The organism is Phenylobacterium sp., from assembly GCF_019636135.1.
In the GTDB taxonomy this organism is placed as follows: Bacteria; Pseudomonadota; Alphaproteobacteria; order Caulobacterales; family Caulobacteraceae; genus Phenylobacterium.
Genome location: NZ_JAHBYD010000003.1, coordinates 209,999 through 223,375, shown reverse-complemented (window position 1 = coordinate 223,375; position 13,377 = coordinate 209,999). Strand labels below are relative to the sequence as shown.

Genomic DNA, 13,377 nt, shown 5'->3' with positions numbered 1-13,377 from the left:
AGCGGGACGCGGCAGGGCGCCCCGCCCCCTCTGGCAAGGTTGACATGGGCGGACTGTCGTCAGACACCGCGCCCATGATCCCCCGCTACACCCGCAAGGAAGCCGCCGACGTCTGGAGCCCCCAGACGCGCTTTTCGATCATGTTCGAGATCGAGGCCCATGCGGCCGACGCGATGGCCGACCTCGGCGTCATCCCGAAGGAGGCCGCGCGGGTCATCTGGGAGAAGGGCAAGGGCGCCATCTGGAACGCCGAGCGCATCGACGAGATCGAGCGCGAGGTGAAGCACGACGTCATCGCTTTCCTCACCCACGTCACCGAGATCGTCGGCCCCGAGGCGCGCTTCCTGCACCAGGGCATGACCTCGTCCGACGTCAACGACACGGCGCTCGCCGTCCAGCTCAGCCGCGCCACCGACCTCCTGATCGAGGACGTCGACATGGTCCTGGCGGCGCTGAAGACGCGCGCCTACGAGCACCGCTTCACGCCCACCGTGGGGCGCAGCCACGCCATCCACGCCGAGCCCACCACCTTCGGCCTCAAGCTCGCCGGCCACTACGCCGAGTTCCAGCGCGCCAAGGAGCGGCTGGCCATGGCGAAGTTCGAGATCGCCACCTGCGCCATCTCCGGCGCCGTCGGCACATTCGCCAACGTCTCGCCCGAGGTGGAGGCCTACGTCGCCGACAAGCTGGGCCTGGCGGTCGAGCCCGTCTCGACGCAGGTGATCCCCCGCGACCGCCATGCGGCCTACTTCGCCGCCCTGGCCGTGGTCGCCAGCTCCGTCGAGCGCATCGCGATCGAGATCCGCCACCTGCAGCGCACCGAGGTGCTGGAGGCCGAGGAGCCGTTCGATCCGGGCCAGAAGGGTTCGTCGGCCATGCCGCACAAGCGCAACCCGATCCTCACCGAGAACCTGACGGGCCTCGCCCGCCTGGTCCGCTCGGCGGTGACGCCGGCGCTGGAGAACGTCGCGCTGTGGCACGAGCGCGACATCAGCCACTCGTCGGTCGAACGCGGCATCTGCCCCGACGCCACGGTCCACCTGGACTTCGCGCTCCGCCGTCTCGCCGGCCTGATCGAGCGCCTCGTGGTCTATCCGCAGAACATGGCGAAGAACCTCGACCGCCTGGGCGGCCTGGTGCATTCGCAGCGCGTGCTGCTGGGCCTGACCCAGAAGGGCCTCTCCCGGGAAGCCAGCTACGCCGCCGTCCAGCGCAACGCCATGAAGGTCTGGCGCGGCGAAGGCGCCTTCCTCGACTTCCTGAAGGCCGACCCGGAGATCGCCCTCTCGGACGCCGAACTCGAGGACCTGTTCGACCTCGACTACCACTTCAAGAACGTCGACCGCATCTTCGCCCGCGTGTTCGGCGAGGACGCCCACGCCAGGGCGGCGGCCGAGTAGAGCCGGAACGGAGGCCCGTCATCGCGACCACGATCGACGACCTCCGCCGCCTCGCCCTGGCCCTGCCCGGCGCCCACGAGGTCGCCTACAAGGGCGATCCCTGGTTCAACGTCGGCACGAAGAGCTTCGCGCTCGCCATCGACGGCCGGGTGATCATGAAGCTGGACAAGGGCCACCAGGAACTCCTGTTCGAGATCCGGCCCGAGACCTTCAGCAAATGCCCGGTCGCCACCGTCTACTGGAGCTATGTGGAGATCGCCCGCCTCGACGAGGCGGAACTCGCCAGCCTCGTGCTGGAAGCCTGGACCCAGATCGTGCCGAAGAAGGTCAGCACGGCATACCTCGCCCGCCCCTGACGGGCGGGCAAGCGGCTACTGCCCGCTCTTCACGCTCTCGCGGGCCTGCGCCAGCAGCTCGGCCATCTTCATGCGGACCTCGCCTTCGGACACGGCCACGCCGGCGCCCTTCAGGTCCTCGAACACCTTGCGGAACACGTCGTCGTCGCCGGGCAGCTCGAAGTCCGACTTCACGACGGCCTTGGCGTATTCGTCCACGTGGGGCGCCTGCAGGCCCATCAGGCCGGCGGCCCACTGCCCCAGCGCGCGGTTGCGCCGGGCGTGCGCCTTGAACTCCTGCTCCTGGTCGAGGGCGAACTTCTTCTCGAAGCCCTGTTCGCGTTCGTCGAAGGTCGTCATCGGGTCCTGGGGGCAAAACTCGTGGGAGCGGGCGATCCCATATCGCGCGCAGGCGGGCCAAGCAATGGAAAGCGGCATCCGTGCGGCGGTTTGCGGAACCGGGGCGCTTTCGCTATTTTTGCCGCGCCTGAATGGGGGCGAGAGGCCGAGTCGGACCCGCGCGCGGAGGATCAGTCGCGCGCGATTTTCGTTTTGCCGACGCAGGATTAGTCCTCGCCCCATGGAGAAGGCTCCGAAGATGACCCGCCGCAAGAAGATCTACGAGGGCAAGGCCAAGATCCTCTATGAGGGGCCCGAGCCCGGGACTCTGATCCAGTACTTCAAGGACGACACCACCGCCTTCGACGCGACCAAGAAGGCCGTCCTGGAGGGCAAGGGCGTCATCAACAACCGGATCAGCGAATACATCATGACGAAGCTGAACTCGATCGGGGTTCAGAACCACTTCATCAAGCGCCTGAACCTGCGCGAGCAGCTCATCAAGGAGGTCGAGATCATCCCGCTGGAGGTGGTGTGCCGCAACGTCGCGGCCGGCTCGCTCTCCACGCGCTACGGCATCCCCGAGGGCCAGCCGCTGCCGCGCTCGATCATCGAGTTCTACCTGAAGGACGACAAGCTCCACGACCCGATGGTCTCGGAGGAGCACATCACCGCCTTCAACTGGGCCTCGACCCAGGAGATCGACGACATGATGGCGCTCACCCTGCGGGTGAACGACTTCCTGACCGGCCTCTTCGGGGGCGTCGGCATCACGCTCGTGGACTTCAAGGTCGAGTTCGGCCGCGTGTGGGAGAACGACTTCGCCCGCGTGATCCTGGCCGACGAGATCAGCCCCGATAGCTGCCGCCTCTGGGATTCGGCGACGAACGAGAAGCTGGACAAGGACCGCTTCCGCCGCGACCTCGGCAACGTCATCGAGAGCTACACCGAGGTTGCGCGCCGCCTGGGGATCATGAAGGAGATGCCCACCGTGATTCAGGGGGGCCTCCACTAGTGCGCGCGAAAGTCCACGTGTTCCTGAAGCCCGGCGTCCTCGACGTCCAGGGCAAGGCGGTCGAACAGGCGCTGCACGGCCTCGGCTGGAGCGGCGTCGAACATGTCCGCGTCGGGCGCACCATCGAGTTCGACCTGAAGGCCGCCGACGCCGCGGCCGCCGAGGCCGAGGTCAAGGCCATGTGCGAGAAGCTCCTCGCCAACACCGTGATCGAAAGCTACCGGGTGGAGCTGGCCTGAGGATGCGCCCGCGGGTCGCGCCGCCGGCCGTCCTGGCCGCCGCCCTGGCCCTCGCCGCCTGCTCGAAGCCGTCCGCCAACGATGCGGATCGGCCGGTCGTCTACATGAGCCCCGACTGCGACGCTTCCTTCGAGGACCAGGTGGTCGACATCACCGGCCAGGAGGGGCTCGTGCCCGCCGGCGTGGTCGGCGCCGAGCCCTACAGCTACTATTCCAGCCCCGACGGCCGGGTCTCCTATCTGATCACCCGCCCCGGCTCGCCCGCCCACCCCGCCATCCTGATGCAGCGGGCCGCCAAGGGCGTCACCACGACCGGCTGCGCCTACGGCTCCCGGAAGGCGTATGACGAGCTCCTGGCCTATCTCGAAAGCCTGAAGACCTGGACGCGGAAGGGCGCGACGCCCTGAGCGGGGTCCGCGACGTTCTCAGTCCCGCGACGCCAGCATGTCCCAGGCCAGCGGCTCGCCCCGGGCGAGGTCGCGCTTCGCCCTCCGGCCCAGCACCTCGTCGAAGTGCGCGGGCGCCAGGCCGTTGCCCGGCCGGATCGAGCGGACGTTGGCGCGCGTCAGCGGCTCGCCGGCCCTCACGTCGGCGGTCACGTAGAGCGAGCGGCGGAACAGCAGCGACCCGCGCTCCGAACCCAGCACGTCGTAGTGCGCGCGGCCCAGGGCCGCCCAGGCGGCCTTGGTGTCGTCGCAGAGCGCCTTGAACTCGGCCGGCTCCAGGCTGAACGCCGCGTCCGGCCCGCCGTCCGCGCGGGCCAGCGTGAAGTGCTTCTCGATGACGCTGGCGCCCATCGCCACGGCGGCCACCGAAGCCGCCGTCCCCGGCGTGTGGTCGGAGAGCCCGATCGGGCAGTCGAACCGCTGGGCCATGTCGGTCACGGTGCGCACGTTGGCGTCGGCGAAGGTGGCCGGATAGCTGGAGACGCAATGGAGCATCACCACGCCGGGCGCGCCGGCCGCCAGCGCCGTGTCGCGCGCGGTCTCGATCTCGGCCAGGTTGGCCATGCCGGTGGAGATGATCAGCGGCTTGCCCTTGGAGGCCGCATAGCGGATCAGCGGCAGGTCCACCGCCTCGAACGAGGCGATCTTGTAGGCCGGCGCGTCCAGGCCCGCGAGCAGGTCCACCGCCGTCTCGTCGAAGGGGCTGGAGAAGATCGTGACGCCGCGCGTCCTGGCGCGCTCGAAGATGGCAGCGTGCCACTCGAACGGCGTGTGCGCCTCCTGGTAGAGCTCGTAGAGGCTGCGCCCGTCCCAGAGCCCGCCGTGGATCTTGAACTCCGGCCGGTCGACGTCCATCGTGATGGTGTCGGCGGTGTAGGTCTGGATCTTGATGGCGTCGCAGCCGGTGTCGGCCGCCGCGTCGACCATGGCCAGCGCCCGGTCCAGGCTGCCGTTGTGGTTCCCGCTGAGCTCGCAGATCACGTAGGGCTCATGCCCCGCTCCGATCCTGCGGCCGGCGATCTCGATCTCGGGAGGGTTCGGCATGGGGCATGGATACCCCATCGGCGCCTAAGCCCGCGTTAACTAAGCTCGGCGACGTGCCGCCGCTGCGCGATGCGCTCGCGCGACTTGAGGCCCGAGGCGATCCCGATCGCCGCCCCGGCCGTCAGGCCCGCCACCGCCAGCGCCGTGAAGGCCCTGAGGCCGACGCCGATGGCCAGCCCCGCGCCGATCGCCGCGCCCACCAGCGCCACGGCGCCCGCCGTCTTCAGTTCGTCTTCCATGAGCTTCACTACGGCTGAGCCGCGACTTCGTTCCCAGCCAGAACGTCTCCCGCCCTACCCGATCCATCCCAGGGCGCGCTGGAACAGGCCCAGCGTCTGGTTGTGCAGGGCGTCCCCGGTGGCCGTCTCGGCCTTGCCGGCCGCCGCCCGGGCGCGGGTGCCCTCCAGGATGATTCCCAGCTTGTAGCAGGCCAGCACGCCGTACCAGCGCATGTTGGAGAGGTCCCGCTCGGTCTGGCCGGCATAACGCTCGACCAGTTCCTCGATGGCCGGGAAGCCGTCCCAGGGCTTCACGGTCGTCGCGCCCGAGGCGATCGCATCGGCCTGCGGCCAGGTCGCCATAAGCCAGCCGAGGTCGAGCAGGGGATCGCCGATGGTGGTCAGCTCCCAGTCGACGATGGCCGCCAGCTCGGGGCCGTCGAACCGGTACATCACATTGGCCAGGTGGTAGTCGCCGTGGATGATCCCGGGCTTGAAGGTCGCGGGCCGGTGGGCGTCCAGCCAGTCGCCAACCGCCTCGACGCCCTCGATCTCGCCGGGGCCGGCCCAGCCCTCGTACTGCGCGTAGCTGGCGAGCTGCTTCTTCCAGCGGCCGACCTGGCGCTCCAGGAATCCGTCGGCGCGGCCGAGGTCGGCCAGGCCCTTGGCGACATGGTCCACGCGGCCCAGGGCGGCGATGCCGTCGGCGAGCGCCAGGCCCATCCCGTGGCGCACCTGCGGCGAGCCCAGGTGCAGCGGCGGCAGGCCCACGGCGGCGTTGAAGCCGTCGACCGGCTCCATCAGGTAGAAGGCCGCGCCCAGCACGTCCTCGCCCGGCTCGGCGGCGATCAGGCGCGGGTGCGGCACGTCGGTGTCGGCCAGCGCCGCCAGCACGCGGGCCTCGCGCCGCATGGTCTCGCTGCCGTTCATGTGCGCGGCCAGCGGCGGGCGGCGCAGCATGAACCAGCGCTCGCCGCGGCGGAACTTCAGCAGGATGTTCTGGGTGCCGCCGGGCGGCCGCGCCGCCTCCTCGATGGGGCCGGCCTCCAGCCCACGCGCGTCCATCCACGCGGCGAGGCGGTCGAGGTCGACCAGGTTGCGCCACGCGTCGAGCGCGGGGTTCGCTGCCGCCGTCGTCCCTATCGTCATGTCCGCACGCTCCGCGATCGCCGGATTTATAGCGCGATATGGGTTCCCGCCCGCAAGGGAGACGCCCTGCCTGTCGGCTCCGGGCTGCGCCGGATCAGGCGTCGTGGGGCCGGAGCGTGTGGGCCACGTGGAACGAGCCGGAGTGCGAGAGCACGATCCAGTCGCCGGTGTGGGCGACGACCGGGCCCTCCGGCGTCAGCACCTGGACCGCGGCCGCTTCGGCGACCGAGCGCGCCTCGTCGCCCAGCCAGCTCCAGAGCACGGCCCAGTTCTTCCGGTCGTGCGCCGGCGGAACCCTGAGCGCCGCGCCATGGTCGAAAGGAGGGTGCAGTTGGATGACGCGCATGGCCCTTGGGAATCACGACTCTTCGGACCCGCAGTTCGGCAGTGCTTCGGTTACCAAGACCTTGACCGCCGCCGGTCGCAATGTCGGCCCATTTGACCCGCTGGTTGAACGGCGATCGCCTCAGGGCTGAAAAAGCTTTGCAGTTCCAAGACAAAAGCTTTTAGTCGCAACTTGGGCTTGCGGTGTCGGACGGGGACACCGCTCAAGGGAAGGAAAATCGAATGACGGAGGTGTCGACCAAGGCGCCGGATCCGATGGACATCGCGCTCGGGGCCGCGGTGCGTATCCGTCGGCGGACGATCGGGATGTCGCAGGAGGCCCTGGCCGAGCAGTGCGGCGTCAGCTTCCAGCAGATCCAGAAGTACGAGAACGGCGCGAACCGGATCTCGTTCTCGCGCCTGGTGCAGATCGCGCGTGCGCTCCGCTGCCGCGTGACCGACCTGATGGACGTCTTCGACGGCGCCGACAAGGAGACCGCCGAGGACCTCGACCTCCTCACCCGCATGCGCACGCCCGGCGCGCTCGAGCTGCTCACCGCGTTCGAGAAGCTGCAACCCGAGGTCCGCGGCTCGCTGGTGAACCTGGTCCGGACCCTCACCGCCCAGCAGGCCGAGGCCGCCAAGCAGTCGATCCTGGCCTAGCTTCCCTCCCCATCAAGGGAGGGAGAGCGCATATGGATGCGGGCGGCCGAAAGGCCGTCAGTCGAACCGCAGAGATCGCGGAGATACGCGGAGGCTTTCCCCGTTTGTCATCCCGGTTTGGGCGTAGCCCAAGACCGGGACCCAACCCTCCGGTGCGTCGATGGTTGGGGGCCGGCCCCTGGCGAGCGGGGCCAGATAACAACCTCAGAGCACCGGACGGTTGGGTCCCGATCTTCGCCTGCGGCGAAACCGGGATGACAATCGTGGGAGAGCTTCTCTGCGCATCTCCGCGATCTCTGCGGTTCATGACTCGGGCGGACAAGCCGCCCACATGCCATATGCGATGGCCCTCCCCATCAAGGGAGGGAAAGCGCCTTCTCGACCACCGCCCGCGGTTCGGCCGCGGACCAGTCGGCGTCGCCGGCGACGCGGGCGGCTTCATTGCCGTCCTTGCCGTAGATCACCGTCGTCGGGAAGCCGGGCGCGTTGATCTTGAACGGCAGCTTCATGTCGCGGTCGTGGTAGAATTTCAGCGGCGCGTTCTGGCTGATGAACAGGCGCGCCTGGGTGGCCTTCTCGGCGCTGTCGATCGACACCACCACCACCTCCACGCCCCTGCCCTCGTAGTCCCTGGCGAGCTTCGCCAGCGTCGGCATCTCGATCTTGCAGGGGCCGCACCAGGTGGCCCAGACGTTCAGCACCACGACCTTGCCCTTGAGGTCGGCGACCTTCACCGGCTTCCCGGCTTCGTCGTAGAAGGCGTAGTCCGGCGCGGGCGTCGGCGTCTCGGGCGTCGACAGCTTGCTGGCGAAGCTCGCGGGCTGCGGGACGGCGGGCTTCCCCGCCGGCGCCGTCGGCGCGGTCGGCGCCGTGTTGTTGGAAGCCTGAACGATGATGTAGAGAACCGCCGCGACGCCCACGAGGGCGGCGACCCCGAGGGCCCAGGTGAGGAGCCCCCCCTTGGGCTTTCCCGTCTCCGGCGTCGGATTCTCGCTCATATGACCTCGTCTTCGTCAGGCCCGCCCAAGCGCCCGACCCAGGAGGGGCAGGCCATGTGGGGCGGAAGGTTCTCGGGCAAACCCGCCGAGCTGATGCAGGCGATCAACGTCTCCATCGGGTTCGACAGACGCCTGGCCGCGCAGGACCTCGCCGGGTCCCGCGCGCACGCCGCGATGTTGCGCAAGGCCGGCGTGATTACAAGCCAGGACGAGGCCGCGATCCAGGGCGGGCTCGACGCCATCGAGGCCGAGATCGCGGCCGGGACCTTCCCGTTCCGCGAGGAGTTCGAGGACATCCACATGAACGTGGAGGCGCGCCTGCGCGAGCTGATCGGGCCGGCGGCCGGGCGGCTGCACACGGCGCGCTCGCGCAACGACCAGGTGGCGCTCGACTTCCGCATGTGGGTGCGCGACGCCTGCGACCGCACGATCGGCCAGCTTAAGGCGCTGCAGACGGCGCTGGTCGCCCAGGCCGAGGCGCACGCCGACACCCTGATGCCGGGCTTCACCCACCTCCAGCCGGCCCAGCCCGTCACCTTCGGCCACCACCTGATGGCCTATGTCGAGATGTTCGGCCGCGACGCCGGCCGCTTCGCCGACGCGCGCCGGCGCATGAACGAGAGCCCGCTGGGCGCCGCGGCGCTGGCGGGGTCGCCCTTCCCCATCCACCGCGAGATGACGGCGAAGGCGCTGGGCTTCGACCGGCCGACCGCCAACTCGCTGGACAGCGTCTCGGACCGCGACTTCGCGCTGGAGTCGCTGGCGGCGGCCACGCTCTGCGGCGTCCACCTCTCGCGGCTGGCCGAGGAGATCGTGATCTGGACGACGCCGCAGTTCGGCTTCATCCGGCTGAGCGACGCCTTCACGACCGGCAGCTCGATCATGCCGCAGAAGAAGAACCCGGACGCCGCCGAGCTGGTGCGCGCCAAGGTCGGGCGGCTGATGGGCTCGTTCACCCAGCTCGGCGTCGTCATGAAGGGCCTGCCGCTCGCCTATTCGAAGGACATGCAGGAGGACAAGGTCCCCACCTTCGAGGCGTTCGACGCGCTCGAGCTCAGCCTGCTCGCCATGGCCGGCATGGTGGCCGACCTGGAGCCGGTGGCGCCGCGCATGGCGCAGGCGGCCGGCGCGGGCTTCTCCACCGCCACCGACCTCGCCGACTGGCTGGTGCGCACCCTGGACCTGCCGTTCCGCGACGCCCACCATGTGACGGGCGCGGCGGTGAAGAAGGCCGAGGAGCTGGGCTGCGACCTCTCCGAGCTGCCGCTCGGCGAGCTGCAGGCGCTGTCGCAGGGCATCGGCCCGGAGGTCTACGACGTGCTGACGCCGCGGGCATCCGCCGCCAGCCGGAAGAGTTATGGTGGGACCGCGCCGGATCAGGTCCGCGCGCAGATCAAGCGTTGGAAGGACACCCTGGCATGACCCCCCGCAATCTCGTTCTGGCGAGCGCCCTGGCCCTGGCGGCCGGTCTCGCGGGCTGCGGCAAGGTGGGCCAGCTCGAACGCCCCGGCCCGCTGTTCGGCGCCGAGCGCAACACCGCCCGGGACGCCGACGACGCCCAGCGCCAGCAGGACTCGTCGCGCACGGTGGACACCGTCGATCCGCGCGACCGCTCGACCGACACGGCCCCGGCGCGCACCCTGCCGATCCCCGGAACCAGCAGCGGCCCCGGCGGCGTGGCCCCGCCCTCGGCGCTGCCAGACCCCTATTCCAATCCGCGCTGATGAATCACTTCGAGCTTCTGGCGGGCGCAGACGGGGGCGCCGAGCTCGCGTGTGAGGGCGTTCCGCTCAGCCGCATCGCCGAGGCGGTGGGCACGCCGGTCTACGTCTATTCGTCGGCCACGCTGGAGCGGCACTACACGGTGCTGCGCGACGCCCTGGCCGGCGCGGGCCTGAAGGACCCGCTGATCGCGTTCGCGGTGAAGGCCAACTCGAACGTCGCGGTGCTGCGGACGCTGGCGGCGCTGGGCGCCGGGGCCGACGTGGTCTCCGAGGGCGAGGTGCGCCGCGCGCTCGCCGCCGGCGTGCCGCCCGCGCGCATCGTCTTCTCCGGCGTCGGCAAGACCGAGGCCGAGGTGGAGTTCGCCGTCCGGACCGGCGTGGCCGAGATCAACGTCGAGTCCGAGCCCGAACTGCACCTGGTGGACCGCGTGGCCCAGCGGCTGGGCAAGCGCCAGCCCGTCGCCATCCGCGTGAACCCCGACGTCGCGGCCGGCGGCCACGCCAAGATCGCGACCGGCAAGGCCGACAACAAGTTCGGCGTCAGCTTCTCCGAGGCCGAGCGGCTCTACGCCAACGCCGCCAACATGGCGGGCGTGCGGCCCGTGGGCGTCGCCTGCCACATCGGCAGCCAGATCACCGACCTGGCCCCCATGGAGGCGGCCTTCGCCAAGATGCGCGGCCTCGTCGAGCGCCTCCGCGCCGAGGGCCTGCCGCTGGAGCGCCTGGACCTGGGCGGCGGCCTGGGCGTGCCCTACTTCAACCAGCCCGAGCCGCCCTCCCCCGCCGACTACGCCGCCATGATCGCGCGCGCCACGAAAGGGCTGGACGTGCAGTTCGCCTTCGAGCCCGGACGGGTGATCGCCGCCAACGCCGGCGTCCTGCTCGCCCGCGTCGTCCACGTCCACGAGCGCCCCGAGGGCCGGAAGTTCCTGGTGCTGGACGCGGCCATGAACGACCTGATCCGCCCGGCCATGTACGACGCCTTCCACGATATCCGCCCGGTCAGGCCGCGCGCGGGCGAGGCGGTGGCCTACGACGTGGTCGGCCCCGTCTGCGAGACCGGCGACACCTTCACCCGCGACCGCGCGCTCCCGCCGCTGGAGGCCGGCGACCTGGTCGCCTTCATGAGCGCCGGGGCCTACGGCGCGGCGATGGCCAGCGAGTACAACTCGCGCCTGCTGGTCCCCGAGGTGCTGGTGAAGGGCGCCGAGTTCGCCGTCGTCCGCCCCCGCCCCACCTACGACGACATGCTGGCCCGCGAGGCGACGGCGCCCTGGCAGGGCTGAGGCGCGGCCCGGCGGACGATTCTCGGGCGGCGGGAACGCTTTCCCCAGGCGGGCGAGTTCGATTGCGCGCAACGCCCCCGTTCGAAACAGTGCGGGTTCGAATCTGGAGCCTGTCATGACCACGAAGTTCGCCGCCGCCGCCTTCGCCGCCGCCACCCTCGCCGCCGCCGGTTCGGCCAACGCCGCCACGGTGAGCTGGGCCGACTGGACCGGCGACGCGCTGCCCATCAACACGGCCGCCACGCACGCGGACGGGACGATCACCGTCGGCTCCGACGTGGTCGACGTCGCCTACGACGGCGCCATCTGGTTCACCCAGACGAACGGCGGCGCCGACTACTGGGCCGACAACGGCTACACCCAGGGCGTCGTCAACCGCCCGACCGGCAGCGACATCGTCGCCCTGAACGCCGGCGGCCAGAAGACCATCACCTTCAGCCAGGCGGTGGTGGACCCCTACATCGCCTTCACGAGCTGGAACGGCAACGTCGTCAACTTCAGCGCGCCCTTCACCGTCGTCAGCCAGGGCTGCGGCTACTGGGGCTGCGGCTCGTTCAGCGTCAACGGCACGAGCACCGGCTTCACCGGCTCGGGCGAGGTCCACGGCGTCCTGCAGTTCCAGGGCACGTTCACGTCGATCACCTTCACCGACACCAGCGAGGGCTGGCACGGCTTCACGGTCGGCATCGGCGGCATCGCCCAGCCGCCGGGCGTGCCCGAGCCCGCGACCTGGGCGATGATGATCCTGGGCTTCGGCGCCGCGGGCAGCGTCCTGCGCCGCCGCCGGACGGTGGCCGCCTAGTCCATCGCCCCGATGTAGGGCAGGCCGCGCATCTGGCCGGCCACGTCCATGCCGTAGCCGACGAGGAAGCGCCCCGGCGCTTCCCAGGCCACGAAGTCGGGGGCGATGGCGCGTTCGGTGGGCCAGGGCTTGCGGGCGAAGACGGCGGTCAGCACCTCGCTGGCCCCGCTGTCGCGCACCAGGCGGGCGGCTTCCGAGAGCGACAGCCCGGTGTCGAACACGTCGTCCACGACCAGCGCCTTGCGGCCCGCGATCGGCCGTTGCAGGTCGGCGCGCACCTCGCAGCGCCCCGACGACTGGCGCTCGTCCTTGTAGGACGCGAGCCACAGCGCATCGAACCGCACCATCCGCCCGCAACGCGCCAGCGCGCGGGTGAGGTCGGAGGCGAACCAGAGGCCGCCGGTCAGCAGACAGACCACCACCGTCTCGTCGTCGATCCGCGGCGCGATCTCCTGCGCCAGCGCCTCCACCCGCGCCATCACCTCGGCCTCGGAGATCAGGACGGCGGGCCGGTCACTCATGGCGCCCGTCAGGCTTCTTCGCTGGCGTGTGCAGCGCGTCGGGGCTGCCGGCCGGCAGCGGCTGGGCCTCGACCGGGGCGGCGGCGGCCGGAGCCGCATGCTCCACCGGGGCCGATTGCGCCTCGCCGGTCGGGACCGTGCGGCCCGCGCCGGGATCGAAGGCGATCTGCAGTTCGTGCGCGCCGGACGGCGGGTCGGGCAGGTTGACGGCGAAGTAGCGCTTGGCGCCCGGCGGGATCTTCGCGTTCAGCGGCTCGGCGACGAGGCTGGAAAGCGTCTTGCCCTCCTTGTCCAGCAGGCTGATGCGGATCGGCGGCGCCATCGCGGGCGCCTCGGCGGTGGAGCGGATCGCGCCCGTCACCGCCAGCACCGGGCGGCCGCCCACGAACGTCTCCTTGGCCACCACGCCCTCGATGCCGAGGCCGAGCATGTTCACCGGCAGGCCGATGGCGGCGAACAGCGGCGCCGCGCCCGGGACCATGCCGGCGATCTGGCCGCGCAGCAGCACCGCCGCGCCGCCCACGACGACCAGCCCCGCGACGACCGCCGTGGCGATGAGCGCGGCCTTCGAACCCGGCTTCTTCGCCTTCGGCCCGGGCTTGCGGGATCTGGGCTTCAGGGGTGCGACGACCTCCAGGTCGTCCTCCACCGGCGCAGGCGCGGGCGGAGCCTCTACGACGAGGTCGTCCTCGGGCGGCGCGGGCGCGGCCTCGGCGCCCTCCGGGAAGGCCCGCCAGCGCGCGGCGCAATTGGTGCATTTCACCATCCGCCCGAGCCGAGGGATGTTCAGCTCATCGACGAAATAGCTGGTGGCGCACTCTGGGCAGGTCAGTATCATGACGGGCGAATCGGAGGCTCCAGCACCCTCTAGTCC

18 protein-coding genes are annotated in these 13,377 nt (G+C 70.6%); 10 read left to right on the top strand and 8 right to left on the bottom strand.

All coding sequences use genetic code 11. The features are described from left to right. Positions 1-74: 74 nt before the first annotated feature. Positions 75-1,400 (top strand): adenylosuccinate lyase, encoded by a 1,326-nt coding sequence (purB, locus tag KF737_RS03665; protein WP_296450483.1) that lies wholly within the window; start codon positions 75-77, stop codon positions 1,398-1,400. Between the two features lie 155 nt (positions 1,401-1,555). After that, positions 1,556-1,756: a hypothetical protein gene (locus KF737_RS03660; RefSeq protein WP_296450481.1), complete on the top strand. Its 201-nt coding sequence runs from the start codon at positions 1,556-1,558 to the stop codon at positions 1,754-1,756. 15 nt (positions 1,757-1,771) lie between these two features. On the opposite strand, the gene KF737_RS03655 is transcribed toward KF737_RS03660, so the two are convergent. Continuing rightward, positions 1,772-2,095, bottom strand: coding sequence for a DUF1476 domain-containing protein (locus KF737_RS03655; protein ID WP_296450479.1), 324 nt, complete (start codon positions 2,093-2,095; stop codon positions 1,772-1,774). 238 nt (positions 2,096-2,333) lie between these two features. Here KF737_RS03655 and purC point away from each other — a divergent pair, with 238 nt between their 5' ends. From purC to KF737_RS03640, 3 genes are read left to right on the top strand one after another with little or no spacing between them, the layout of a single operon-like run. Continuing rightward, positions 2,334-3,089: a phosphoribosylaminoimidazolesuccinocarboxamide synthase gene (gene purC / locus KF737_RS03650; RefSeq protein WP_296450478.1), complete on the top strand. Its 756-nt coding sequence runs from the start codon at positions 2,334-2,336 to the stop codon at positions 3,087-3,089. Beyond that, entirely contained in the window at positions 3,089-3,328 is a 240-nt protein-coding gene (purS, locus tag KF737_RS03645) for a phosphoribosylformylglycinamidine synthase subunit PurS (protein ID WP_296450476.1), read from the top strand. Before purC ends, purS begins: the two co-directional genes overlap by 1 nt. Before the next feature lie 2 nt (positions 3,329-3,330). Beyond that, positions 3,331-3,735 carry a hypothetical protein gene (locus KF737_RS03640; protein ID WP_296450475.1) on the top strand — a complete coding sequence of 135 codons (405 nt, stop codon included), beginning with the start codon at positions 3,331-3,333 and terminating at the stop codon, positions 3,733-3,735. An 18-nt stretch (positions 3,736-3,753) separates the two neighbouring features. On the opposite strand, the gene pseI is transcribed toward KF737_RS03640, so the two are convergent. From pseI to KF737_RS03620, 4 genes are all read right to left on the bottom strand, one after another. Beyond that, positions 3,754-4,818 (bottom strand): pseudaminic acid synthase, encoded by a 1,065-nt coding sequence (gene pseI / locus KF737_RS03635; RefSeq protein ID WP_296450473.1) that lies wholly within the window; start codon positions 4,816-4,818, stop codon positions 3,754-3,756. Positions 4,819-4,853: 35 nt separating this feature from the next. Then, positions 4,854-5,057, bottom strand: a complete 204-nt coding sequence (locus tag KF737_RS03630; protein ID WP_296450471.1) for a hypothetical protein — start codon at positions 5,055-5,057, stop codon at positions 4,854-4,856. 54 nt (positions 5,058-5,111) lie between these two features. After that, positions 5,112-6,185 (bottom strand): phosphotransferase family protein, encoded by a 1,074-nt coding sequence (locus tag KF737_RS03625; RefSeq protein ID WP_296450469.1) that lies wholly within the window; start codon positions 6,183-6,185, stop codon positions 5,112-5,114. 94 nt (positions 6,186-6,279) lie between these two features. Further along, entirely contained in the window at positions 6,280-6,531 is a 252-nt protein-coding gene (locus tag KF737_RS03620; RefSeq protein ID WP_296450468.1) for a hypothetical protein, read from the bottom strand. Between the two features lie 221 nt (positions 6,532-6,752). Here KF737_RS03620 and KF737_RS03615 point away from each other — a divergent pair, with 221 nt between their 5' ends. After that, complete coding sequence (locus tag KF737_RS03615; protein ID WP_296450466.1) at positions 6,753-7,172, top strand: helix-turn-helix transcriptional regulator; 420 nt, start codon at positions 6,753-6,755, stop codon at positions 7,170-7,172. 356 nt (positions 7,173-7,528) lie between these two features. Here KF737_RS03615 and KF737_RS03610 read toward each other — a convergent pair whose 3' ends face one another. After that, entirely contained in the window at positions 7,529-8,170 is a 642-nt protein-coding gene (locus KF737_RS03610; protein ID WP_296450464.1) for a TlpA disulfide reductase family protein, read from the bottom strand. On the opposite strand from KF737_RS03610, the gene argH reads away from it, so the two are divergent. The 4 genes from argH to KF737_RS03590 all read left to right on the top strand — a co-directional run bounded on the left by argH (position 8,171) and on the right by KF737_RS03590 (position 11,982). Further along, complete coding sequence (gene argH, locus KF737_RS03605) at positions 8,171-9,592, top strand: argininosuccinate lyase (protein WP_296450462.1); 1,422 nt, start codon at positions 8,171-8,173, stop codon at positions 9,590-9,592. Continuing rightward, positions 9,589-9,894: a hypothetical protein gene (locus KF737_RS03600; RefSeq protein WP_296450461.1), complete on the top strand. Its 306-nt coding sequence runs from the start codon at positions 9,589-9,591 to the stop codon at positions 9,892-9,894. The genes argH and KF737_RS03600 overlap by 4 nt, the downstream gene beginning before the upstream one ends. Further along, positions 9,894-11,180, top strand: a complete 1,287-nt coding sequence (lysA, locus tag KF737_RS03595; RefSeq protein WP_296450459.1) for a diaminopimelate decarboxylase — start codon at positions 9,894-9,896, stop codon at positions 11,178-11,180. Before KF737_RS03600 ends, lysA begins: the two co-directional genes overlap by 1 nt. A 115-nt stretch (positions 11,181-11,295) precedes the next feature. Further along, on the top strand, positions 11,296-11,982 hold the full coding sequence (locus tag KF737_RS03590) for a PEPxxWA-CTERM sorting domain-containing protein (protein ID WP_296450457.1): 687 nt from the start codon (positions 11,296-11,298) through the stop codon (positions 11,980-11,982). On the opposite strand, the gene KF737_RS03585 is transcribed toward KF737_RS03590, so the two are convergent. Together KF737_RS03585 and KF737_RS03580 are read right to left on the bottom strand one after the other, a co-directional pair. After that, the gene (locus tag KF737_RS03585) at positions 11,979-12,503 is read right to left on the bottom strand and encodes a phosphoribosyltransferase (RefSeq protein WP_296450455.1); all 525 of its coding nucleotides are present in this window, start codon (positions 12,501-12,503) and stop codon (positions 11,979-11,981) included. The two genes, KF737_RS03590 and KF737_RS03585, sit on opposite strands and share 4 nt — an antisense overlap. Continuing rightward, a complete protein-coding gene (locus KF737_RS03580) occupies positions 12,496-13,341 on the bottom strand; it encodes a DUF3426 domain-containing protein (RefSeq protein ID WP_296450452.1) in 846 nt (281 codons plus the stop codon). Before KF737_RS03580 ends, KF737_RS03585 begins: the two co-directional genes overlap by 8 nt. Positions 13,342-13,377 lie beyond the last annotated feature (36 nt).